Source organism: Microbacterium sp. NPDC055357 (genome assembly GCF_053644835.1).
Map to the genome: position 1 here is coordinate 83304 of NZ_JBSHLZ010000003.1, position 23094 is coordinate 106397.

Annotated in this window: 25 protein-coding genes; 4 read left to right on the forward strand and 21 right to left on the reverse strand. The window is 70.4% G+C overall.

Going from position 1 to position 23094, the window contains the following annotated elements:
* Window positions 1–51 precede the first annotated feature (51 nt).
* Genes ACWICD_RS05685 through hisC form a run of 3 tightly spaced genes read right to left on the reverse strand, consistent with a single transcriptional unit; the run spans window position 52 to window position 3285 of the window.
* Window positions 52–1035: an alpha-ketoacid dehydrogenase subunit beta gene (locus tag ACWICD_RS05685; protein ID WP_454139604.1), complete on the reverse strand. Its 984-nt coding sequence runs from the start codon at window positions 1033–1035 to the stop codon at window positions 52–54.
* Complete coding sequence (locus ACWICD_RS05690) at window positions 1032–2168, reverse strand: thiamine pyrophosphate-dependent dehydrogenase E1 component subunit alpha (protein WP_454139605.1); 1137 nt, start codon at window positions 2166–2168, stop codon at window positions 1032–1034. Before ACWICD_RS05690 ends, ACWICD_RS05685 begins: the two co-directional genes overlap by 4 nt.
* Before the next feature lie 4 nt (window positions 2169–2172).
* Window positions 2173–3285: a histidinol-phosphate transaminase gene (gene hisC / locus ACWICD_RS05695; RefSeq protein WP_454139606.1), complete on the reverse strand. Its 1113-nt coding sequence runs from the start codon at window positions 3283–3285 to the stop codon at window positions 2173–2175.
* Between the two features lie 119 nt (window positions 3286–3404).
* Between hisC and ACWICD_RS05700 the strand changes: the two genes are divergently transcribed.
* Entirely contained in the window at window positions 3405–3803 is a 399-nt protein-coding gene (locus tag ACWICD_RS05700; RefSeq protein WP_376127016.1) for a phage holin family protein, read from the forward strand.
* Here ACWICD_RS05700 and ACWICD_RS05705 read toward each other — a convergent pair.
* The 3 genes from ACWICD_RS05705 to ACWICD_RS05715 all read right to left on the reverse strand — a co-directional run bounded on the left by ACWICD_RS05705 (window position 3751) and on the right by ACWICD_RS05715 (window position 8111).
* Window positions 3751–5121, reverse strand: coding sequence for a hypothetical protein (locus ACWICD_RS05705; protein ID WP_454139607.1), 1371 nt, complete (start codon window positions 5119–5121; stop codon window positions 3751–3753). The genes ACWICD_RS05700 and ACWICD_RS05705 overlap by 53 nt on opposite strands.
* Window positions 5118–5369, reverse strand: a complete 252-nt coding sequence (locus tag ACWICD_RS05710; RefSeq protein WP_454139608.1) for a hypothetical protein — start codon at window positions 5367–5369, stop codon at window positions 5118–5120. Before ACWICD_RS05710 ends, ACWICD_RS05705 begins: the two co-directional genes overlap by 4 nt.
* 93 nt (window positions 5370–5462) lie before the next feature.
* A complete protein-coding gene (locus tag ACWICD_RS05715) occupies window positions 5463–8111 on the reverse strand; it encodes an ExeM/NucH family extracellular endonuclease (protein WP_454139609.1) in 2649 nt (882 codons plus the stop codon).
* A gap of 143 nt (window positions 8112–8254) precedes the next feature.
* Between ACWICD_RS05715 and ACWICD_RS05720 the strand changes: the two genes are divergently transcribed.
* A complete protein-coding gene (locus ACWICD_RS05720; RefSeq protein WP_376127024.1) occupies window positions 8255–8761 on the forward strand; it encodes a low molecular weight protein-tyrosine-phosphatase in 507 nt (168 codons plus the stop codon).
* 28 nt (window positions 8762–8789) lie between these two features.
* Window positions 8790–10172, forward strand: a complete 1383-nt coding sequence (gene purB, locus ACWICD_RS05725; protein ID WP_376127026.1) for an adenylosuccinate lyase — start codon at window positions 8790–8792, stop codon at window positions 10170–10172.
* Here purB and ACWICD_RS05730 read toward each other — a convergent pair.
* From ACWICD_RS05730 to ACWICD_RS05785, 12 genes are all read right to left on the reverse strand, one after another.
* Window positions 10169–10474 (reverse strand): amino acid transporter, encoded by a 306-nt coding sequence (locus ACWICD_RS05730; RefSeq protein WP_376127028.1) that lies wholly within the window; start codon window positions 10472–10474, stop codon window positions 10169–10171. The two genes, purB and ACWICD_RS05730, sit on opposite strands and share 4 nt — an antisense overlap.
* Window positions 10471–11169 carry an acyl-CoA synthetase gene (locus tag ACWICD_RS05735; RefSeq protein ID WP_454139610.1) on the reverse strand — a complete coding sequence of 233 codons (699 nt, stop codon included), beginning with the start codon at window positions 11167–11169 and terminating at the stop codon, window positions 10471–10473. Before ACWICD_RS05735 ends, ACWICD_RS05730 begins: the two co-directional genes overlap by 4 nt.
* A gap of 103 nt (window positions 11170–11272) precedes the next feature.
* Window positions 11273–12910, reverse strand: coding sequence for a DUF222 domain-containing protein (locus ACWICD_RS05740; protein WP_454139611.1), 1638 nt, complete (start codon window positions 12908–12910; stop codon window positions 11273–11275).
* A gap of 156 nt (window positions 12911–13066) precedes the next feature.
* Window positions 13067–13840 (reverse strand): siderophore-interacting protein, encoded by a 774-nt coding sequence (locus ACWICD_RS05745; protein ID WP_454139749.1) that lies wholly within the window; start codon window positions 13838–13840, stop codon window positions 13067–13069.
* Between the two features lie 25 nt (window positions 13841–13865).
* Window positions 13866–14654: a thioesterase family protein gene (locus tag ACWICD_RS05750; protein WP_454139612.1), complete on the reverse strand. Its 789-nt coding sequence runs from the start codon at window positions 14652–14654 to the stop codon at window positions 13866–13868.
* A gap of 58 nt (window positions 14655–14712) precedes the next feature.
* Entirely contained in the window at window positions 14713–15282 is a 570-nt protein-coding gene (locus tag ACWICD_RS05755) for an NADPH-dependent FMN reductase (protein ID WP_376127034.1), read from the reverse strand.
* Between the two features lie 154 nt (window positions 15283–15436).
* A complete protein-coding gene (locus ACWICD_RS05760; RefSeq protein ID WP_376127036.1) occupies window positions 15437–16270 on the reverse strand; it encodes an ABC transporter permease in 834 nt (277 codons plus the stop codon).
* Window positions 16267–17133, reverse strand: coding sequence for an ABC transporter ATP-binding protein (locus tag ACWICD_RS05765; RefSeq protein WP_376127037.1), 867 nt, complete (start codon window positions 17131–17133; stop codon window positions 16267–16269). Before ACWICD_RS05765 ends, ACWICD_RS05760 begins: the two co-directional genes overlap by 4 nt.
* Before the next feature lie 88 nt (window positions 17134–17221).
* Window positions 17222–18025 carry an ABC transporter permease gene (locus ACWICD_RS05770; RefSeq protein WP_376127039.1) on the reverse strand — a complete coding sequence of 268 codons (804 nt, stop codon included), beginning with the start codon at window positions 18023–18025 and terminating at the stop codon, window positions 17222–17224.
* Entirely contained in the window at window positions 18022–18945 is a 924-nt protein-coding gene (locus ACWICD_RS05775) for an ABC transporter ATP-binding protein (protein WP_454139613.1), read from the reverse strand. The genes ACWICD_RS05770 and ACWICD_RS05775 overlap by 4 nt, the downstream gene beginning before the upstream one ends.
* A complete protein-coding gene (locus ACWICD_RS05780; protein ID WP_376127043.1) occupies window positions 18942–19238 on the reverse strand; it encodes a transcriptional regulator in 297 nt (98 codons plus the stop codon). The genes ACWICD_RS05775 and ACWICD_RS05780 overlap by 4 nt, the downstream gene beginning before the upstream one ends.
* Complete coding sequence (locus tag ACWICD_RS05785) at window positions 19231–19920, reverse strand: hypothetical protein (RefSeq protein WP_376127045.1); 690 nt, start codon at window positions 19918–19920, stop codon at window positions 19231–19233. The genes ACWICD_RS05780 and ACWICD_RS05785 overlap by 8 nt, the downstream gene beginning before the upstream one ends.
* A gap of 86 nt (window positions 19921–20006) precedes the next feature.
* On the opposite strand from ACWICD_RS05785, the gene ACWICD_RS05790 reads away from it, so the two are divergent.
* A complete protein-coding gene (locus ACWICD_RS05790) occupies window positions 20007–20402 on the forward strand; it encodes a PPOX class F420-dependent oxidoreductase (RefSeq protein ID WP_454139614.1) in 396 nt (131 codons plus the stop codon).
* 6 nt (window positions 20403–20408) lie between these two features.
* Here the strand turns inward: ACWICD_RS05790 and ACWICD_RS05795 are convergent, their stop codons facing one another.
* The 3 genes from ACWICD_RS05795 to ACWICD_RS05805 are packed head-to-tail and all read right to left on the reverse strand — an operon-like array spanning window position 20409 to window position 23082.
* Window positions 20409–21482 (reverse strand): ADP-ribosylglycohydrolase family protein, encoded by a 1074-nt coding sequence (locus tag ACWICD_RS05795; RefSeq protein WP_454139615.1) that lies wholly within the window; start codon window positions 21480–21482, stop codon window positions 20409–20411.
* Complete coding sequence (locus ACWICD_RS05800) at window positions 21479–22261, reverse strand: hypothetical protein (RefSeq protein ID WP_376128989.1); 783 nt, start codon at window positions 22259–22261, stop codon at window positions 21479–21481. Before ACWICD_RS05800 ends, ACWICD_RS05795 begins: the two co-directional genes overlap by 4 nt.
* A complete protein-coding gene (locus ACWICD_RS05805; RefSeq protein ID WP_376128991.1) occupies window positions 22258–23082 on the reverse strand; it encodes a GntR family transcriptional regulator in 825 nt (274 codons plus the stop codon). Before ACWICD_RS05805 ends, ACWICD_RS05800 begins: the two co-directional genes overlap by 4 nt.
* Between the last annotated feature and the right edge of the window lie 12 nt (window positions 23083–23094).

Sequence of the window (23094 nt, forward strand, 5' to 3'; positions counted from 1 at the left end):
TCCACCCGCTGTCTCGGCCTCCCGGTGCAGTCTCGCGGTCATGGGTGGGGGTCAGTAGGCGAGGGCGCGGTCGACGGCCTCGAGGATGCGGTCGGCGTCGGGCAGGTACGTGGCCTCGAGCTTCGCGGGCGGGAAGGGCGTGTCGAAGCCCGACACCCGCAGCACGGGCGCCTCGAGCGCGTAGAACGCCCGCTCCATGACGGTCGCCGCCACTTCGGAGCCGAGCGACGTGAAGCCCGGCGCCTCCTGCGCGTAGACCATGCGGCCGGTGCGGCGCACGGAGTCCAGGATCGGGCCGTAGTCGATGGGCGACAGCGAGCGCAGATCGATCACCTCGCACGACGTGCCCTCGGACTCGGCGAGCGCCGCCGCCTGCAGCAGCGTCGTCACCATCGCGCCGTGCCCGACGAGCGTGACATCGGTGCCGGGGCGCACGAGCCGCGACGCGTGCAGCGACAGCGGGCGGGTCGTCGTGTCGACTTCGCCCTTCTGCCAGTACTTCGCCTTCGGCTCGAGGAAGATGACGGGGTCGGGCGAGTCGATCGCATCCTGGATCATCCAGTACGCGTCGTTCGGCGTCGACGGGCTCACGACCCGCAGGCCGGGCGTGTGGGTGAAGTACGCCTCGGGGCTCTCCTGGTGGTGCTCGACGGCGCCGATGTGCCCGCCGTACGGGATGCGGATGACGACGGGGAACGACATCGCGCCCTCGTGCCGGTTCGTGATCTTCGCGAGCTGCGACGTGATCTGATCGAAGGCGGGGAAGACGAAACCGTCGAACTGGATCTCGCACACAGGCCGGAAGCCCGCCATCGCGAGGCCGATCGCCGTGCCGACGATGCCGGACTCGGCCAGCGGCGTGTCGATCACGCGGAGGTCGCCGAACTCGGCCTGCAGTCCCTCGGTGACGCGGAAGACGCCGCCGAGCGGACCGATGTCCTCGCCCATCAGCAGCACGCGGTCGCTGTCGGCGAGCGCTGCGCGCAGTCCCGCATTGAGGGCGCGGCTGAACGCCATGGTGGTCGTCTCGCTCATGCGCCGGCCTCCTCGAACGATGCCTCGTAATCGGCCAGCCACGCCCGCTGCTCGTCGATGAGCGGATGCTGCGCGCTGTAGACGTGCGAGAACATCACGTCGTTCGGGATGCTGCCCAGCTCGGTCGTGCGCACCCGGATGTCGTCGGCCGTCGCCTCGGCTTCGGCGTCGACGTCGGCGAAGAAGGCGCTCGATGCGCCCCGGCCCTCGAGATACGTGCGCATCCGCGCGATCGGGTCGCGCTCGGCCCAGGACTGCTCCTGCTCGGACGTGCGGTACTTCGTGGGGTCATCGCTCGTCGTGTGCGCGCCCATGCGGTAGGTCAGCGCCTCGATCACTCGGGGACCGTCGCCCCCGCGCGCCTCATCGAGTGCCGTGCGGGTGACGGCGTAGCTCGCGAGGACGTCGTTGCCGTCGATCTGGATGCTCGGGATGCCGTAGCCGTGACCGCGGCGCACGAGCGGAACGCGCGACTGCGTCGAGACGGGCACCGAGATCGCCCACTGGTTGTTCTGCAGGAAGAACACCTCGGGAGTGCGATAGCTCGCGGCGAACACCATCGCCTCGTGCACGTCGCCCTGGCTCGAGGCGCCGTCGCCGTAGTAGACGAGGACGGCCTCGTCACGGTCGGGATCGCCCGTGCCGCAGCGGCCGTCGAAGACGAGTCCCATGCCGAACCCCGTCGCGTGCAGCGTCTGCGCACCGAGCACGAGCGTGTAGATGTGGGTGTTGCCGTTCGCAGGATCCGTCGGGTCCCACCCGCCGTGCGTCACGCCGCGCATGAGGCGGATGATGTCGATCGGGTCGACGCCGCGGATCTTGGTCACGACGTGCTCGCGGTAGGACGGGAAGAGGTGGTCGTGCGGCCTGGCCGCGCGCGCCGACCCGACCTGTGCGGCCTCTTGCCCGAAGCTCGGAGGCCACAGGGCGAGCTGCCCCTGACGCTGCAGGTTCGTCGCCTGCCGGTCGAAGGCGCGGATGACCGCCATGTCGCGGTAGAGACGCTCGAGCTCTGTCTCGGCGAGCGCGTCGATGAGCGCCAGGTACGGTTCGGCGGCGGCGGTCGGGGCGAACGTTCCGTCGGCCGCGAGAACGCGGACGACCTCGGACTCCTCGCTGAGGGGCGTCGTCATCGTTCTACGCTATCGACCGGCCCGAGTGCCCTTCTGGGAGGTCCTTCACAACGGATGCCGCAATCCGTAGGACGTTCTCGACAGAGGCTTCCTCGCCGACCGAGATACGGATCCCATCACCCGCGAAGGGTCGCACGATGAGTCCGGCCGCGTCGAAGGCCTCGGCGATCGCGAGCGTCTCGTCGCCCGCGGGCAGCCAGACGAAATTGCCCTGCGCCTGCGGGACCGCCCAGCCCGTGTCGCGGAGCGCCGCCGCGAGGCGATCGCGACGCTCGGCGATCGTGCGCACACGCTCGAGCAGGTCCGCCTCGGCGTCGAGGCTCGCGAGCGCGGCTTCCTCGGCGTGGTTCGTGACCGACAGGGGGATGGCGGTGCTCCGTGCCGCATCGAGGATGCGCGGGTGCCCCACGGCGTAGCCGACGCGCAGACCCGCGAGACCGAACGCCTTCGAGAACGTCCGCAGCACGACGACGTTCGGGCGGTCGGCGGCCCGAAGGACGCGCTCGCCGTCGACAGCGTCGGGGTCGGTCACGAACTCGGCGTACGCCTCATCCAGGACCACGAGCACGTCGGCGGGCACCTGCGCGACGAACGCGTCGAACTCCACCTGGGTCACGATGGGGCCCGTGGGGTTGTTGGGGCTGCACACGATGATGGCCCGCGTGCGGTCGGTGATCGCGGCGGCCATCGCCGGCAGGTCGTGGCGCGCATCGGCGGTCAACGGCACCTGCACGGCGGTCGCCCCCGCCACGACGGCGAGCCACGGGTAGGCCTCGAACGAGCGCCACGCGTAGACGACCTCGTCGCCGGGACCCGACGTCGCCTGCACGAGCTGGGCGAGGATCGACACGCTGCCGGCGCCGATGTGGACGGAGTCCGGCCCGACGCCGAAGCGCTCGGCGATGCGCTCACGCAGACGCGCCGCCGACGCGTCGGGGTAGCGGTTGAGCGAGGTCGCGGACTGCACGGCCTCGAGCACGCCCGGCAACGGGTCGAACGGGTTCTCGTTGCTCGACAGCTTGAACGCTTCGCCACCGGCCTGCCGACCCTGCTTGTACGGCGGCAGGGCGGCGATCTCGGCACGGACGCGGATGGGGAGGTCGGAGGCTTCGGTCACGATGCAGAGTCTACGAGCGAGAGCGGATGCCGCGTCACTCGGCCGTTGACACCATTTCGGAACCGGGCGGCAGCGCTGTTCTCGCTCGCGCGGGTGGAGCGCGTGCGAGACTGCCGGGTATGCGCTTCATCATCCGCGTCGTCATCAACGCGTTCGCCATCTGGATCGTGACGCTCATCCCCGCGTTGCAGGTCAGCGTCATCGCGTTCCCTCCCGGCGAGACGCTCCAGCTCGTCCTGACCCTGCTGCTCGTCGCGGCGATCTTCGCGATCGTCAACACGATCATCGGCACGGTCATCAAAGTGCTCGCCTTTCCCCTCTATGTCCTGACCCTCGGACTCATCGGGCTCATCATCAACGCCTTCCTCCTCTGGCTGACGGGGTGGATCACGTCGTTCTGGGACTGGGGCCTGCGGGTCGAGAGCTTCTGGTGGGGCGTGCTCGCGGCGATCCTCATCTCGCTCATCAACTGGCTCTTCGGAATCCTGCTGCGCCCCCAGCAGAAGCGGCGGGACTGACGGCGCGTTCCGCACCGAACTCGACGACGTCGACCCGCTCGGCCGTGCCGAGTTCGGCGAACACGGCACGCACGGCCTCGACGCGCGGATCCGTCGACGCGTCGACCATCGCCGCCGTCTCGGCGTAGTACCTCATGCCGTGCGACGGCGTCGCGGCGTCGATCACATCGGGCGTCGGGTCGGTCGAGCGTTCGACGACGAAGCTGCCGGGAGCCCCGACAGGCGCCATACTGCCGCCGCCGGCGAGCCCGGCGATCGGGTCATCGGTGTGGCGCAGCGCGACGCTCAGCGTGCGGGGCCCCACATCGGCCTCGACGGGAGAGCCGAACGAGACGAGCGTGCGCGTGTCGTACCCTCCCTCGAGAGCGAGGTGCGACGTGATCATGGCGCCCTGCGAATGCCCGAAGGCGTGCACCGTGTCGCCGGGGCGCGCTCCGGCGGATTCGAGCGCGGCGAGGGTCGCCTCGTAGGAGGCCGACGCCCGTTTCGCCGCGAGGTCGACGTTCGACCGTGCATCCCACGCCTCGGGCCCCCCGGCGCCGGCCGACTTCGTGCCCGACACGTAGACGGCGTACTGCGCCGATCCGCCCGGCATGGCGTACCGCTCGACCCGCACGCGCGTCGCACCATCGCCGGGCATGCGGGATGCCGCGGCGGCGAGGCTCGCCGGAGCCGTCGTCGTGCCGGTGGACACGCGCTGCACCGTGACCGCGTCTCGCGCGGGAGCGAGTCGCTCATGCCGGCCGATCTGCCCCCAGCGGCTGAACCCGACGACGCCCACCCCGAGGATCGTGCCGAGCCCGCCGACGACTCCTCCGACGACGGCAGCGGGAGCGCTGAAGATACCGCCCAGATCGAAGCCCGTCTCGGTGGCCTGGCGCACGAGCTCGGACGGCCACATGATCGCGCGCTCGAACGCGAGCAGCGACGCCTGCTCGCCGATGCCGGAGTACTCCGCCCCGAGCACGGCACGACGGCGGGCGATCCGGTCCAGCGCGGCCTCGTCCCCCGTCGCGACGGCTGCCGCGTGCTGCGCATCGAGGTCGACGAGCTCGTAGATCGCCGCGGCCGCCCGCAGCTGCTCGGCGATCGCGTCGGCATCGAACTGCACGTGCAAGAGCCGCCTCGACAGCACGGATGCCGCACTCTGAGCCCCGGCATGACGCTCGGCGAACAGCATGTTCTGCACCGCACCGAGGCGTGCCGCCAGCTCATCGAGCTCGACGCGGGCACCGACGAACCGTGCCGCCGTCGCACGCAGCGTCTCGGTGTCGACGGCGACGGCACCACCGCCGCGGATGTCGAGCTCGCCCGTCACAGCGGGCCTCGATCGAGGCGCGCCCACTCGAGCGCGCGAGCGTGGACCGCCGCGGCTCTCGCCGTGTCGGCGAGCGCCGCCAGGCTCGCGACGTCGCCGGCCCAGCGTTCGGCGCGCTCGTGGAACGCCGTCGCCGCGCGCGACTGCCAGTCGGTGAGGCCCGAGAGGGTGCGCGCGTGCTGTGCGGCGTCGACGAACCGGCGGGCCAGCGCGTCGAGCTCCCGGATGATGATGTCGAGCTGCGTCACCCTGCCATGATCGGCGCGTCACTCATCGCACGGCCGGCGCCCACCGGCATCCGTGCACTCCCGGGTCGGTCCCCCGGCTGGGGAGGAACCGGGTCAACGGCGGAAGATCGCGGTTCCCACGTAGACCTTCGCCGTGGCGGTCGAGCTGTTGCCCGCGGCGTCCGTGGCCGTATAGGTGAACGTGTAGACGGCGTCGTTCACGGCGCGGACGCGGAACGACGTGTCGCTGAGCGCGGTGATCGCCGCCCTCTTGGCGCCGGTCGCCGTCGCCGAGGTGAGCGTCACCGTGACGTCGCCGCTGTCGTCGGTCGCGCGCACCGCCATGTCGATGCGGCGGTCGCCGATCGGCAGGACGATCCACCGCTGCGACGGCGTGACCGTGATGCTCGGCGCTGTCGTGTCAGGCGCCTCGAGGTCGAGCCCCACGACGACGGGGTCGTGGTCGCTCGAGCGATAGGCGTCCGGTGCATACAGGGCATCCTGCGCGTCGGCCTTGAACGTCATGTCGTAGTCGATGAGGCTCGGCTCGTCGGCGTTGACGTTCCACACAGCGGCGCCGGCGACCTCGTCGACGATGTCGCTACCGGCCAGCGCGTGGTCGAGCGAGCCGAGCTGCCCGTCGAACACGTACGTGTAGCTGTCACCTCCGACGACGTCGGTGTAGCCCGCGCCGTAGAGCACCTGCATGGGGTCTTCCTGCGCGTAGGCGTTCAGGTCGCCGAGGATCAGCTCGCGCCCCGCGCCCTGACCGGTCGGATCGGTCGCGAGCCAGTCGGCGAGCGCCGCGGCGGCCTGCGTGCGCACGCCGTTGCAGTTGCCCTGCCCGTTCGGGTCGGTCGGATCGCCGACGGCGGCGCAGGTCGAGCCCTTCGACTTCAGATGGTTCACGACGACCGTGAAGGATGCACCGTGCGCGTCGGTGAAGCTCTGCGTGAGGCCGGGCCTGTTGAAGTCGTCGAGCCAGCGCGAGTCCTTGGACTGGTCCATGAGCTGGAACGCGCCCGCCGGGGTGACCGATGCCGGCTTGTACAGGATCGCCGTCGCGATGACGTCGGTGCCGATGACGCCCGTCTCGATGTGGTCGTAGACCTCGGCGCCGAGCCGGGCGTTGAGCGCGGCGGCGAGGGCGGCGACGGCGGTGCCGTTGTTCTCGATCTCGACGAGCCCGAACACGTCGGCGTCGATCTCGGCGAGCGCCGTGACGATCTTCGCCTGCTGGCGTTCGAATTCGACCGGGTCGTCGGCGCCGCGGGCGTCGGGACCCGTGAGCGTCGTAAAGTAGTTGAGCACGTTGAAGCTGGCGACCGTCAGATCACCCTCGACCTCGGGCGCGGGTGGGCGCGGGTTCGCGACCTCGACGTCGGCTCCCTGCGTCGGCTGGACCGCCCACGTGTCGAAGCGGTAGTCGAGCACGCCCGTCACGTTCGCGACGAGGTCGCCGCCCCGGAAGGTGTTCTGCAGCGTGAACTCGGCGCCGTTCGGGTGGATCGCGGGGTCGGGGTTCTGTATGCCGCGGCCGTCGTCGACCGTGATCGACTCGGCGGCGTTCCGCGCGGCGAGCGCGACGGCTTCGGGTGAGCCCGCGTCGTACAGCTGCGTCGGCTGCATCTGGCGGCCGAGCGTCAGGGTGATCGTGCCGAACCGGCCGAACTCGAAGTGCTCGCCGATCGCGAGCTGCTGCGGCAGCGTCACGCGCATGCCCTCGAGGGCTTCGCGCTGCTCGGGCGTCGCGGGAAGCGTGAGCGGCGTCGCCGCCGGCAGCTCGGCCGTGCCGCACACCTCGATGCCGCCGGCCGTGATCTGCGTCATCCCGAACGCCTCGTCGGCGACGCCCGCGACGCTCACGACGTCGCCCGCCGCGACGTCGGCACCGCCGGGAGCGTAGACGAAGATGCCGTCCGAGGTCGCGGGGTCCGCATCACCGGCGTCCTGCACGTAGTAGCCGTCGAACCCGCCGACCTGGAAGTCGCCGACCACGGTTCCCTCGACGCGCACCGTCGTGCCCGGCACGGGCGTCGCCGAGCCCGCGCCCTGGATCGACCCGATCGTCACGGCGTCGAGGTCGCATCCCGCCTCACCCGGACCCGGCTCGGTCGGCTCGAGCGTCGTCGTGTTCGCCGCACCGGGGGTGTTGACGGCCTCACCGGCCACGAGAGTGCCCGTGAACCCCGGGATGCCGGCGAGATCGAAGTCGTTGCGCACCCAGTCCGCGGCGCCGTCGGGCATGCGCGACGCCCCTCCGGGAGCGAAGGCGAGACCGTCGTACGCGACGCCGAGCGTCACACCGCCGTAGGTCAGGTCGGTCGCGCCGCCGTCGTGCACGGCGACGGCGTCGACGACCTCGAATCCGAACCCGTCGTCGATGACGCCGTCGTCGTCGGCGTCAATGTCGGTGCCGACCGCCGGGATCGTCCCTGTCACGAGCAGCAGGCTCAGGCTGCCGTTCTCGAGCGTGTTGGCCGCGAGTTCGGCGAGCGACCGGCCCGCGGCATCCGGAGCGGGGAACGTGATGACGTTGTCGACGACGCCCGTGGCCGGAGCGTCGCCCTCGACGCCCAGCAGCGCGTAGCCGGCGAGGTCGACGCCCGCGGGAACCAGCAGTTCGACGTACTCGACGTCGGTGCCGACCGTCGACGCCGAGAACTCGTTGATGACGAGTTCGGGCGGCGGCGCGGCCGACGCGGGGGCGGAGCCGACCAGCACGAGTGCGACAGCGGCGATGAGGGCGGAAAGACGACGCACGGCAACCTCCAGCAGAGACGCGGGGAGCGGTTTTCAGGGGTAACGCTAGGGGAAGCGGCATCCGCGCGGAAGACCCTGCGCCTGAACATCCGTCGTCGAATCGGATGATGCGTGCGCGCGGACGGCACGCCACAATGGAGGCCATGACTGCGACCGCCGTGGATCCCTTCCGCGTCGTCTTCGTCTGCACCGGCAACATCTGCCGCTCCCCCATGGCCGAAGTCGTCTTCCGACGATTCGCGGATGCCGCGGGCCTGGGCGCCCGCGTCGGCTCTGCGAGCGCCGGCACGGGCGACTGGCACGTGGGCGAGCGCGCCGATCACCGCACTCTGGCGGCCCTCGAGCGCCGCGGCTACGACGGCGCGCGGCACCGCGCGCGGCAGTTCGCGCACACCGACTTCGAACGCAGCGACCTCATCGTCGCGCTGGATCGTTCGCACGAGCGGATCCTGCGGGGGTGGGCGCGCTGCGAGGCCGACACCGACAAGATCGCGCTGCTGATGTCGTTCGATTCGTCGCCGCACGTCATGGACGTGCCCGACCCCTACTACGCCAGCGCCGGAATGTTCGATGACGTGCTCGGTATGATCGAGACTGCGAGCCGGGCGCTCTTCCGGCAGCTCGAACCCGCGATCCGCCCGGCCGTCTGACGTCCGCGCTGTCGCCGACGGGAGACCCGTGACCTCTCTGCCTCCCCAGCCGCTCAGCCCCCTCGACGGCCGCTACCGCGCCGCCGTCACGGGGCTCGCCGACTACCTGTCCGAGGCCGGCTTGAACCGCGCCCGCGTCGAGGTCGAGGTGGAGTGGCTCATCGCCCTCACCGACCGGTCGCTCTTCGGCACGTCGCCACTGCCGGACGACGACAAGGCGCGGCTGCGCGCGCTGTACCTCGAGTTCGGGCAGGCCGAGATCGACTGGCTGGCCGAGAAGGAGGCCGTCACCCGCCACGACGTCAAGGCCGTCGAGTATCTCGTGCGCGATCGCCTGTCGACGCTGGGACTCGACGCGATCGCCGAGCTCACGCACTTCGCGTGCACGAGCGAGGACATCAACTCCGCCTCGTACGCCCTCACGGTGCAGCGTGCCGTCGTCAACGTGTGGCTGCCCAAGCTGCGCGACGTCATCGCGCGGCTCGGAGAACTGGCGATCGAGCACCGGGATGCCGCGATGCTGTCCCGCACCCACGGTCAGCCGGCGACGCCGTCGACGATGGGCAAGGAGCTCGCCGTGTTCGCGTGGCGCCTCGAGCGCGTCGCCCGCCAGATCGAGGGCGGCGAGTACCTCGCGAAGTTCTCCGGCGCGACGGGCACGTGGTCGGCGCATCTCGCCGCCGAGCCCGACGCCGACTGGGTCGAGATCTCGCGTTCGTTCATCGAGGGACTCGGCATCGGGTTCAACGTGCTGACGACCCAGATCGAGTCGCACGACTGGCAGGTCGAGCTCTACGACAGGGCGCGCCACGCCGGCGGCATCCTGCACAACCTCGCGACCGACGTGTGGACGTACATCTCGCTGGGCTTCTTCTCGCAGATCCCGGTCGCCGGTGCGACGGGGTCGTCGACGATGCCGCACAAGATCAACCCGATCCGGTTCGAGAACGCCGAGGCGAACCTGGAGATCGCCGGCGGGCTGTTCCAGACTCTCGCGCAGACCCTCGTGACCTCACGCCTGCAGCGCGATCTCACCGACTCGACGACGCAGCGCAACATCGGCGTCGCGTTCGGCCACTCGCTGCTCGCGCTGGACAACCTGCTGCGCGGCCTCGGGGAGATCTCCCTCGCGCAGCCCGTTCTCGACGCGGACCTCGACGCGAACTGGGAGGTCCTCGCCGAAGCGATCCAGACCGTCGTGCGCGCCGAGATCGCGGCCGGGCGCTCGCAGATCACCGACCCGTACGCCCTCCTGAAGGACCTCACGCGGGGCCGCCGGGTGGGCGCGGTCGAGCTGGCGGAGTTCGTGCGCGGCCTCGACATCGGCGACGCGGCGAAGGAGCGCCTGATCGCGCTGACACCGGCCGGCTACACCGGCATCGCCTCGCGCCTCGTCGACGAGCTGAACTAGCTCTTCGCGTCGTCGTCCTGCTCTTCTTCGGGCAGCAGGACGGCGCGGTCGACCGTCTTGGTGATCTGGGCGGGATCGATCGCGAGCAGCAGCAGCGCGACGACGACGAGCACGACGACGAACGTGATGCCCGCCACGACGGCGGCCACGACGAGCGCGTGCTCGGACTGGCCGTCGAAGCGCTGCTGGAAGAAGCCCATCGAGACGAGGGTCACGACGCCGGCGAACAGCGCGGACCCGAATGCGAGGCCGAGGAGCTGAATCGGCTTCATGAGGTCACGACGAGTGGGGCGTTCAGTCATGACTGATCCTCCGATTCGGGGCGGTTCGCGGCGGCCACCGGCGTGCGACGCGGCGAGAACCCGGCGATGCCGAGATAGACCGCGACGATCGCCGCGTAGACGCCGAAGAGGCCGACGGCGATCGTGATGCCGGTGAGGGTGTACGACGCGTTCGCCTCTTCGACCGTATAGGGCAGGGCGTATTCGGCGGGCACGAGCAGGAGCGCGACCGCGAGGGCCACGCCGGCGATTCCGACGACGATGGATTCCCGGGCCGCGAGCGGCGAGACGGATGCCGCGGGCGTGCCGTCGGACCACGGCGCGACGTCGCCCGGCTTGAGCGCGCGCGGACCGCGACGGGCGACGAAGCCGTCGATCGCCTCGACGAGTCCCGTCGTGAACGCCCACGTGATGACGATCGCGAAGAAGCCGGTGGAGGTGCGCAGATCGCCGACGCTCGCGACCATGCCCGCCGCGATCGTCAGCGCCGCGAGGATGATCGAGGGCCAGCGCCGGCCGGCGGGCTGGACGAGCCACGCCGCGAGGACGTGCACGATGCCCGTCGCGAGGGCGAAGCCCCCGAAGACGGCGAGGCCGACTCCCGCGGAGTGGTCCTGCGAGAAGGTGACCATGATCGCCGCGATCGCCGCGAAAGCGGCGCGCGCGAGCTGAACGTGGCGCGCGTCGAAGACACGGGAAGAATTGGCGGTGGTCACGGGGTTCCTCAGAAAGAAGAGCGGCGTGTCCAGTCTAACCGGGGTGCGCCGCGCGGTCGCCCGGCGGCAGCGGTCACGCCGCGCGGTCACCCGGCGGCAGTGGTCACGCCGCGCGTGCCCAGCCGTCGGGATCGAACCGTCGTCGGCCACCCAGTCGTGGGGTGCGGGTCGCGTCGAGGTGGGACGGGGGAATGAACCAGACGGTGCCGCCGGTCGGATCGCCGCCCGGTGGCGGGTCGATCCGGATCTCCCAGCCGTCGGCGTGGACCCGGTGATGACACGACGTGCACAGCAGAATGCCGTTGCCGAGATCCGTCGGGCCTCGGTCGCGATCCCACCAGAGGATGTGGTGCGCTTCGGTCATCGACGGTGGCAGGTGGCAGAACGCGCAGCCCCCGTCACGCTCGGCGAGAGCAAGACGCTGTGCCGCCGTGAAGAGGCGCTTCGCGCGCCCCATGTCGAGGATCTCACTGTCGCCGCCCAGCACGCACGGCACGATCGAGGCCGCGGCCGCCATGCGGCGCGCTGTTCCCGCGTCGATCGGCTGATCGATCCCGTCGATCTCGCCGATTCCCTCACCCGTCGTCAGCGCGCTGAGCGGCATGCGCACGACGACGGTCGTCGCCGCGGCCGGTACGCGGTCATCGGTGCACCCGAGCAGGTGGCGGCAGATCATCGCGAGCGCGTCGGCCTGCATCTGCGGGATCGAACGCGTCTCGGGCGCGACCGCTGCCGGCCCGACCGCGACGCCACCCGCGCCGTCATCCGGCCCGACCGCGGCGCCTGCCGGGCCGGCCGATTCGCCTGCCCGGCCGACCGACCCGCCGGCCGGACCGCCCGCGTCGCCGACCGCACGGACCGCACCGACCGCACCGACCGACTCGCCTGCCGCCCCGACCACGCCGCCGGCCACGCCGCCCGCGTCGCCGACCGGACCGACCGGTCCGCCAGCCGGGCCGCCCGCGTTCGAACCGCGACTCGTGCGCAGCTGATGCGTCACGATCGATTCGATCGCCGCCTTGATCGGCGCGGCTGTCTCGGGGTCGAGTCGAGCGGTCATCACGACCATGCCTGCGCGGTCCCGCGAGATCCGCAGCGACCGCTCCGCGTGCATCTCTTCGATGACCGGCTCGAGTCCGTCGGGGTCGAGCAGCGCTTCAGCGCGCCGCAGCACAACCGCGAGCTCATCGAGCGTCAGCAGCGACGCCTGCGCGACGATCGCCGCCTCTGCCTCGAGGATGCGTTCGAGTCCGGCCCGCAGGCTCACGCGGTCGAGCATGGCGATGATCGCGGCGGCTGCGGCGATACTCACCCGGCCGTCTGAGACGGCGGCGGCGACGTGGGGATGGCGGGCCGGCGCACGCTCACCGGACAGCTGCTCGCGTTCGCGCGTGGCTTCGCCGACCTGAACGAGCCGAGCGGCGTCACCGGCGTGGCCGCCTGTCGCGGCGGCGATGAGCTTCGCGGCCGTGCGGTGCCCCGTCTTGCGCGCGAGGCCTTCTTTGCCGAGCTCGGGTCGTGAACGCCGCGAGATGCCGGCCGCAACGCTCGCGTGGAGGCCGTCGACCTGTCGCCGCAGGGCGGCGAGCGCGTCGTTGACCGCGAGAAGGCCCGGTTCGGACATCGCGTCGACGGCGGTCTGCACATCGGCGGGAGCGAGGCCGGCAGGAAGGGCCGCGTCACTCCACGCTCGCGCGAGAACGGCGACGGCCGCCTCGAGCGCTGCGGTGGGAGAGGACATCGGCGCACTCCGATCAGTGGAGAATGATCCGCCCCGTCAACTCCGTCGCCGTACACCCGTGGATCGAGAATCCGCTACTCACCTGACACGCTGTCCTGAACACAGGATAGTACATCTGTTCCCCGGAGCGCAAGAATTTCTCGAAGATTTCTCCGATCAGATCGACGGGAAGATCTGCCCCACCGGTTCGCGCTTCTCGGCCTGGAAGCGGTCTTCCGCACGGCCGCGCGCCCAATAGCCCGACAGCGACACCTGCGTGCGCTCGAGCGCCCGCTCGTCGAACAGCACACGCCGCAGAGCCTTCATCGATTCGCGCTCACCGTGCGCGAAGACGTCGACGGGCCCCTCGCGCCAGTCGATCCGGCCCACGGCGGCGGCCAGCAGATCGACCGTGTGCGCCGGGTCGACGATCCACTGCACGTCGACGCCGTCGGGGGCCGTCAGCTCGATGACGGCATCCTCGGTGTCGACCTCGAGGAGCGCCGTGCCGACGGCGTCGGCGGGCAGGGCCTCCAAGGCCGCGGCGATCGCGGGAACCGCGGACAGGTCGCCGACGAAGAGGTACCACGCGGCATCCGGATTCGGGGAGTATCCGCCGCCGGGCCCCGTGAGGCTCAGCGCGCTACCGGGCTGGACGGAATCAGCCCAGGGACCGGCGATGCCCTCGTCGCCGTGCACGACGAAATCGATGTCGAGCGTGCCGGCGGCGGCGTCGACGCTGCGCACCGTGTAGGTGCGCGTGACGGGATGCCCCTCGGGAGCGGTGAACTTCAGCTTGACGTACTTGTCGGTCTCGGGCCGGTTCTCGAACGCCGCGAAACCCTCACCGCCGAGGCGCACGCGCACGAGCTGGGGGCTGAGCCGCGCGGTCGCGACGACGACGAGATCGACCGACGGACGGGGAGGACGCGGAGACGTACGGGATGCCAGGGCCACGATCCCACGCTACCCGCGCCTACGTCGTGCGGCTCCGAACCGTGAGGATCTGCTGCGCCGTCCCGACGGGACCGTCGAGGTCGTGCAGCACGGTGCTCGTGAGACCGACCCCCGACGGCCCGTAGGTCACGGTCGTGTCGAGCCCCACCCATGGGCCGGACGGCGAGCGGAAGAAGTGCAGCGTCAGGTCGAGGTTCGGGAAGAGCCACTCGTCGGGACTCTGTCGCACGGCGATGCCGTTGGCCGTGTCGACGAGCGCGACGAATCGCGCGAGCTCGCTCGTCTCCTCGCCCGCCACGAGATCCAGCTCCGTCGTGAGCCAGGCCGCGGCACGACCGGGCCGTCGCGGCCCGACGGCGAGCGCGCGGATGCTGCTGATGTAGCCTCCGCGCCAGAGTTCGGCGATCGGGTACACGGCCTGCGCATCGGGAGCGGGAAGCGGCATCCACTCTCCACCCGCGACCTGCTGCGTGTCCTCGGTCGCCAGCAGCCACGCGCGAGCGGCCAGGGTCGGCCGTCCCGCGATCGTGGCCGTCGTCTCGAGCAGTTCGATCGTGCGCCCGGGCCGGATCAGGCGCGTCTCGAGCTCGATGTCGCCGCGGGTGAGTCTGCCCAGGATGTCGATGCTGATCCGCCCGAACACCTTGTCGGCGTCGCCGTGCTCTCGGCGCCACCGGTCCATGTGGTGCACGAGAAGGCCCGCGACGGTGGCGACGTGGAGGTCCTCATCGCTCCACGCGCCGCCGACGTGATCCGTCGGCGAATAGCGGTCGGGTCCAGCGGGGACGAAATAGCTGTCGCGCGGCATGCGGTCTCTTTCGAGTCGGGGGCTCCTCCCAGCATGGCGCAGAGCGCGGCCCTCGCGCTCAGTCGCGGGGCAGCACCGTGAGCACCCGTTCGATGTGGTCGCGGAACTCGTTCATGAAGTCGCGCAGGAACCCGGCGGTCTCTTCCGAGGTCACCTCGCCCTCTTCGGTGTAGTCGTCGGGCTTGAAGTAGATGTACGCCTCGGGAGCGGTCATCTGCCGCGCGTTGCAGAACGTCAGCACACCGCGCAGGCTCTGCTGGGCGACGGCCGTGCCGATCTGCCCGATCGAGGCGCCGATCACGGCGGCGGGGATGTGGTCGAACGAGTTCTGACCCCACGGCCGTGAGGCCCAGTCGATCGCGTTCTTGAGCGCGCCGGGGATCGATCGGTTGTACTCGGGAGTGACGAACAGCACCGCGTCCGACGCGGCGATCGCCTCTTTCAGCGCGGTCGCCTCGGGCGGGTAGTTCTCGTCGTAGTCCTGGCTGTACAGCGGAAGGTTGCCGATCGGGATCTCGGTGAACTCGAGGCCGTCGGGCGCCAGACGGATCAGGGCTTTCGACAGTGTCCGGTTGATCGACGTCGACGACAGGCTGCCGACGAAGTAGCCGACTTTGTGCGTGGCCATCACTGCTCCATTCGTTGCTGCGACTCGGCACGATGACGCGGGGGTGCGGTCACCGACGAGTTCGCCTGAGTGCCAGCATCCGCCGCGGCAGCCGCGCAGGGAACCCCCTTGCGCTTCGGCGTCTGCCCACTCGGATGCCGCGGACCGGCGTGCGTCAGTCCTTGCGGATCCAGCGGAAGGTGAGTCGCGTCACGATGAGTCCGGCGACGAGCCAGATGCCGCAGACGATCGCGACGCCCCCGAGGTTCCACACTTCCCCCGCCTCGAGCGAGGCGTAGCTCTCGGGCAGGAAGACGGCACGCATGCCGTGCGCGAGCCACGCGAGCGGGAAGATGTTCGCGATCTGCTGCAGCCAGTCGGGCAGCAGCGAGAACTGGATGTAGACGCCCGAGATGAACTGCAGCACGAGCACGGTCGGGATGATGACGGCCGTCGCGCTCTTGCCCGATCGGGGCAGGGCCGACATCCCGATCCCGAGGATCGCGCACGTGGTCACCCCGAGGAGGAAGACCCAGGTGAAGGTCAGCCACGCCGAGGGCTCGGTCGGCAGGGGCACGTCGAAGGCCGTCGCCGCCACGACGATGAGCACGGCCGCCTGCAGGATGCCCGTCACGAGCACCTGCCCGATCTTGCCGAGGAAGTAGCTGACCGGCGACAGCGGGCTGCCCGCGAGTCGCTTGAGCGTGCCGTCGCTCTTCTCCATCGCGATGTCGGTCGCCATGTTCTGCAGCCCCGACAACAGCACACCGGCGGCGAGCATCGCGGGCAGGTAGTACTGCGCTGCCGTCATCTCGTCGCCGTCGGGCGTGCGGCCGAACTCGGCGTCGCTGAAGGCGACGGCGAAGATCGTCAGCATCAGCAGGGGGAACAGGAACGTGAAGAAGACGGTGTCGCCTTGCCGGAAGTACGAGCGGATCTCGTAGCCGGCGCGCCTGACGCCCAGCCGGACCGTGCGCAGCGGTCCGAACCGCACCGCCGTCGTGCTCACGAGATGACCGCCTCGACATCGGCCGCCGTCTCTCCGACGAGCTCGAGGTAGATGTCTTCGAGGCTCGGACGGATGACCTCGAGTCGCTCGGGTTCGCCGCGCGCCAGGAGCTCGGCCACGAAGCGCCCGGGCTCGGTCGTGCGTTCCTGGCGCGGCATCCCGTCCTGTCTCCATCGGACGATCGGGATACGCGCCTGTGCTCCGCCCAGTTCATCGATCGCGCCGATCGCGACGAGTTCGCCGCCGGCGATGATGCCGCCGCGGTCGGAGAGCTGCTGGGCTTCGTCGAGATAGTGGGTCGTGAGCAGGATCGAGGTGCCCTCGTCGCGCAGCAGGCGGATCAGCTGCCAGAAATGGCGGCGGGCCTCGGGGTCGAAGCCGGTCGTCGGCTCATCGAGGAACAGCAGTTCGGGGCGGCCGATGATGCCGAGCGCCACATCGACGCGGCGCTTCTGACCGCCCGAGAGCTTCGAGATGCGCGTGTCGATCTTGGCCTCGAGCCCGACCGCCGCGATGACCTCGTCGACGTCGCGCGGGTTCGGATAGTAGCCCGCGAAGTGGCGGAGCTGCTCGCGCACCGTCGTCGTCCCCGTCTCTCCGCTGGACTGCAGCACGATGCCCAGACGGGACTTCCAGGCGAGCCCGCCGCGGCGCGGATCCGTGCCGAGGACGCTGACCTCGCCCGCCGTGCGGTCGCGGTATCCCTCGAGGATCTCGATCGTCGTGGACTTGCCGGCGCCGTTCGGACCGAGCAGCGCGAAGGTCTCGCCGCGGCGGATGTCGAAGTCGATGCCGCGCACGGCTTCGATGTCGCGATAGCTCTTCCTCAGCCCCCGCACCTCGACGACATTGCCAGCCGTCATGCGACGCCTCGCACCCGCCCGTGTCGATTTCGCGTGCGGGTCATGGCGCAAGGATACGCGACCGTCCGAAATCGACCCTGTGCGGGCGTCAGCGGTAGCGGCGTCCTTCGTCGCGACGGAACAGCGTCAGCGCCGCGACGAGCAGCACCACGGTCCAGACGAGGATGCCGGTCCAGACCCACCACGGCAGCTCACCGCCCTGCACGGCCCAGATGACCAGCTCGCGCGCCTGTCGCGAGGGGAACCACATCGACAGCGCGTTCAGCCAGTCCGCGAACATGAGGGGCGGCAGGAACAGCCCGCCCGCGAACGCGAGGCCGAACATGACGACCTGCACGACGGCGATCGCCCCCGCCATGGGCAGCGCGTAGCCGATGCAGATGCCGATCAGCATGAACGGCAGCGCCGATACGGCAAGGGCGACGAGTCCGAGCAGGATGCCGCCGGCCGACGCCTCGGCGGCGGTGAAGAGCGCGCCGATCACGATGACCGGAAGGATCGCGACGAACCCCATGAGGCCGGTCGAGAAGATCTGCGCGAGCACGCGCACGATCCCCGGGGCGGGCAGCGTGCGCAAGTACGGGTCCCACGGCTTCTGCCGGTTCTCGGCGATCGTGAGCCCGAAGCTGAACAGCCCGTTCGCCATGACGGCGAACACCGACAACGAGATGACCGCCTGCGTCGCGAACGCGGGGTTCGAGGCGACCGTCGAGTTCGGCACGACGAAGAACAGCAGCGCGAGCGACGGGAACGCGATCGCCCCGATGATCGCGATCGGCGTGCGGGACAACTCGACCAGGGTGTATTTCGCGTGAAGCGCCGTCAGTCGCGCGACTGCGGGCGCCCGTGGCGCATCGGCGACCCGGGTGGCGGCATCCATCGTGGTGGTCATGCTGCAGGCCTCTCTGTCGTCGTTGCGGTGTCGGCCGTGCGCGTGAGCGCGAGGAACGCCTCTTCGAGGGTCGCGCCGCGTACGGTCAGATCCCGGAACGGGATGCCGCTGCGCACGAGGTCGCCGATGAATCGGTCCGAGTCGGTGGTCGTGAACACCTCGGTGTCGCCGTCGGTCTTGTGGAACCCCGAGGTGTCCAGCCGTGCGATGGCCGCGGCATCCGCGGTCTTCATCGCGACCCGGCTGCGCCCGACGTGCCCCAGCACGGCGTCGAGCCGGTCGTCGGCGAGCACGCGGCCCTCTCCGATGACGACGACGCGCTCGGCGAGCGCTTCGATCTCTTCGAGGTAGTGACTCGTGACGATGACCGTGACGCCGGTGTCGTGCTGGGCGCGGATGGCGTCCCACAGGGCCCGGCGCCCGTCGATGTCGAGCCCTGTCGTCGGCTCGTCGAGGAGGACGAGGTCGGGGGTCCCGGCGAAGGCGAGCGCGACGCTCAGCCGCCGCTTCTGGCCGCCGGAGAGGGACCCGGTCTGGCGGCGCAGCAGATCGGTGAGACCGAACTGCTCGGCGAGGGCGGCGGGCGGCGTGCGTCGATCGAAGTGACGCCCGACGAAGTCGATGACTTCGCCGACGCGCAGCGCATCGGGCAGCGCCGTCTCCTGCGGGGTCGCGCCCAGACGCATCCGGTTCGGCGCATCGCGCGGGTCGCCGCCGAAGAGCGTCACGCTGCCCGCGCTCGGGCGGCGAAGGCCCTGGATGAGCGAGAGGATCGTGGACTTTCCGGCACCGTTCGGGCCCAGCATGCCGACGATCTGCCCCGGCTGGATCTCGAGGGTGACATCGTCGACGGCGATCGTGTCGCCGTAACGGCGGGTGACGCCGCGCAGCGATGCGAGCGGCGGTCGCGAAGCGCTCATTTCATCTCTCCCAGCATGGACCGCAGAGCGTCCATATAGTCCTCGAAGGCGCGCCGGCCGGTGCGGGTCAGCGCGATGTACGTCACGGGGGTGCGCCGCTCGTGCGTCTTCTCGACGGCGACGTAGCCGGCGTCCTCGAGCTTGCGCAGGTGCGTCGAGAGGTTGCCGGCGGTCATGCCGAGCAGCTCCTGAAGGCGCGGGAAGGCGATCTGCTCACCGGCATCCAGAGTCGCCAGCGCCGAAGTGATGCGCAGTCGCGCCTGTGCGTGTATGACGGGGTCGAGCTCATCCACGACGCACCTCACCCGCCCTGGCGATCGTGCGACGCAGTCGCGCGAGATGGATGAATGCCGCCACGGCGAGCGCGATGAGTCCGAGCCCGCCGGCCAGCGCCATGAAGAGGTAGTGCGTGGGGTAGCCGAAGAACGGGGCGACCAGGCCCACGATGATCGTCCAGACCCCGAGGATCAGAGCCGGCACGGCGCGCCACATCGCACCCGAGACCACGTACATGAGCCCCGCGAAGAGCACGTAGGCGACGGGGTAGTAGATGTTCGCGACCTCAGGATCCATGCCGTTGACGATCAGACCCTGTCCGAAGACGGCGATGGCGATGCCGCCGAGCATCCAGGCGCAGCCGTAGACGATGCCTTGGAAGGCGTCGCCCGCGTTGCCGCGCATGCCCCGGCCGGAACGGATGCCCAGTATCGCCGAGAGGACGATGGCTCCCACGATCAGGATCGCGAAGATCGTGGCCGCGACGGGGAGCGGGATCGAGAGATCGGGCTTCAGGCCGTCGATCATCCACAGCACGCCGAACCCGGCGAGCCAGGCGATGCCCCACGTCAGGATGATCGTCGGGACGAAGCTCGCGACCTGGCCCTCGACGCTGCGCCGCTGGTTCTCCAGAAGCGCCAGCATCTGCTCAGGGGCGAGCGGTGCGTCCTCGTCTGTGCCTTCCGTGTGTGCGTTCATACCTACTTTGTACTGCAAAGTAGTTGGTGAGCGCAAGGGGTTTGGATTCACGGCGGGATTCGCGGATGCCGCGAGAGAATGGGCGGATGACTTCTCTCGCCACCCTGACCGACGACGGACGACGGTTCTTCACCGAATACCACCTCGCGACCCTCTCGACGCTCGGCCCGGATTCCGGCATCCATGTCGTCGCCGTGGGCTACACGCTCGACGACGCAGGTGTGGTCCGCATCATCACGTCGGACGGCAGCCAGAAGGTGCGCAACATCGAGCGGGACCCGCGCGCGACGGTGGCCCAGGTGGCGGGCCCGCGGTGGGCGAGCATGGCCGGCACGGCCGTCATCGAGCGCGAGCCGGACGCGGTCGCCCACGCGGTCGCGCTCTACGCCGCCCGCTATCGGCAGCCGCGTCCGAACCCGCTGCGTGTCGTCATCCGCCTGACGCCCGCGAAGGTGCTCGGCTCGGCCGGGCTGTGGGGGTGACGCGCGTCAGGCAGTGACGGCCCGGCGAGACGAGACCGCAGCCTGCCGGTAGCCCACGAGCTTCGCGATGACCGGCTCGATGTCGAGCTCGTTGACGCGCACGAGCTGCTCGCTCATCTCTTCGGGGATGGCGCTGTATCCGGCGATCGCTCCGCACATCCCGCCGGCCATCGCGCCGACGGTGTCGGTGTCACCGCCGAGGTTGGCCGAGAGGACGGCGACCCGGACGGGGTCGCCGTTCGCGCGCACGACGAGACCGAGGGCGGCGGGCACCGACTCGGTGGTATCGGTGTTGGCGCCGACGACGTCGTAGACGTACTGCAGGAAGTCGTCGTCGCTGCGGTCGCTTCGCGCGGCCTCGACGGCGAGCTCGGTGCGGCGAAGAAGCGAGGCCGCCGCTTCATCCTTGCCGCGCGTCATGCCGATCGCGCAGGCACGGTACGCGGCGTCGATCGCGGCGGCAACGGTCTCGTCGCGGCTCTGGCCCTCGGGTGCGTCGATGCCGGTCGAGACGACCGCCGCGATCATCGCGGCACCGGCGATCGCGATGTTGGTGAGGTGGGCGATGACGCAGGTCGCCTCGACCTGATCGACCAGCTTCTCGAGGTCGTCGCTGGGGCACAGCACTCCGACCGGCGCGATGCGCATCGCGGCGCCGTTGGTGAGGCCGGCCACTCCCGTGTCGAGCGGATCGGCACCTTCGCGCAGCGCGTGGATCACGCGCGCGCTCGTCGGCCCGAGAAAACGGCCCTCGGTCGCGCCGACGCGGTCCGCCCAGGCGACGAGATCGCGGGCGAGCGTGCGCACGTCGACCGTGCCACCGGCGTTGATGATGGATTCCGCGAGCATGACCATCTGCTGGGTGTCGTCGGTCACCTGGCCGGCGACCCACCCGTCGACGATGGGGTGCCCCTCGGGTGCATCCAGGAACCGATCGATCCAGCCGAACGTGTCGACGACCTTCGCGCGGGACCAGAGCTCTCCGGGCATTCCCATCGCGTCGCCGAGCGCGACCCCGTAGAGCGCGCCACGGGCTCGGTCCGTCACGATGGCCGCCGTGGTGAGTGTGGATGCGGTCATGAGTGGTGCCTTTCACTGGGACTGTCGGTGCTGAGGGTCGCGACGAGCTCGATCGGGAGATCGTCGCGAAGAGCGAGCGTGCCGGCGGCCTCTGGCGCGACGGCGACGAGGACGCAGGTGGAGGGGCCGGAGGTGACGGCCCGGTCGATGCGGTGGGGCCCGGCGGCCGTGACCACGAGGCCCTGCGCGAGCTGTGCGATCTCGTGTGCGATGCCCTGCGAGCCGACGGGCAGCAGTTCGTGCACGCCGTCCATGCCGGCCAGCAGAGCGACCTCGGCGATACCCGGCATCCGCGGGTCGCCGGGGATCAACCGGTCCTGCGGGGCCGACAGCGGCACCCCGACCGCGTAGACGTGGTCGCCGGCTCGGGCACGCGTCGCGCGGAAAGCGCCCGCCGGGGCGATGCCGATCACGGTGACGCCGATGCCCGTCGCGATCGTGGCGACGTTGTCTTCCGTGCTGCCGGTGACGCTCACGTCGGGGTCGAGTCCCAGCTCGAGAGCCATCGCCCTGATCTCGTCGATCATGTCGATCGCCGAGGGGTCCTTCTCGACGCTCAAGGTGTCCACGATCACCGTCGGGGCGGCGCCGGCGGCGAGCACCTCGAGCAGCGGCACGCGAGCGGCGAAATGGGTCACGGCACGTGCATCCGTCGTGAACGTGTCGCACGATTTCGATCCGATGCCGCCCACCGAGTCGCAGGCGATGACGATCGTGCTGCCGTCGGGCGAATCGATCAGGGTGAGGTCGCGAAACCGGCGGACGGGCCACATGCTCATCGGGTGTCCACCGCGAGGGTCTCGAACTGGCTGAGACGTTCGGATGCGTCGGGCAGCCGGTGCGGTGCCTCGAGCGTCGTGGCGTAGAAGTACCGGTCGCCGCGCAGCAGGGTCTCGACGTACTCGATGGGCGCACCGTCGGCGTCGTACGTCGTGCGGTTGACGCGGAACGCGGGCGCACCGGCGTGCGTCTCGAGCTGCTGCGCCTCCTGTGCGTCCAAGACGGTGCTGCGCAGCCGTTCCGTGGCGTGATCGGGAACGATTCCGCGGGTCTCGGCGAGCAGGCGGAACAGCGAAGCATCCGTGAGGTCCTGCCCCAGCAGATGCGCGGCGATCGGCGACGGCAGCCAGGATGTCTCGAAGGTCGAGGCGATGCCATCGACCGAGCGCACCCGCACGAGCCGGATGACGGCGAGCGCGTCGGGCCCCACCCCGAGCGCGTCGCGCACGGCGGTGTCGGCGGCGCAGTAGCCGAACTGCAGCACGCGGGTCGTGACCGTCCGCTGCGCGCTGCTCAATTCGTCGGAGAGTCCGCTCAGCAGGTGCAGGTTGCCCTCGATGCGCGCCGACGACACGTAGGTTCCCGAGCCCTGCCGTCGCTCGACGGCGCCGCGCGCCTGGAGCGCCTCGAGTGCCTGCCGCACCGCGAGCCGCGAGATGTCGAGCGTCTCGGCGAGGTGCCGTTCCGTCGGCAGGCGGCGGCCGCTCTCGAGAGTGCCGTTGTCGATGAGCGCCTCCAGGGCATCGCGCAGCTGCGTCGCGGGGGTCCCCGCGCGCGCGGAGTCGGGGCGCAGAAGGGCGATCAACTCGTCGTCGGTCATCGTGGTCCTCGC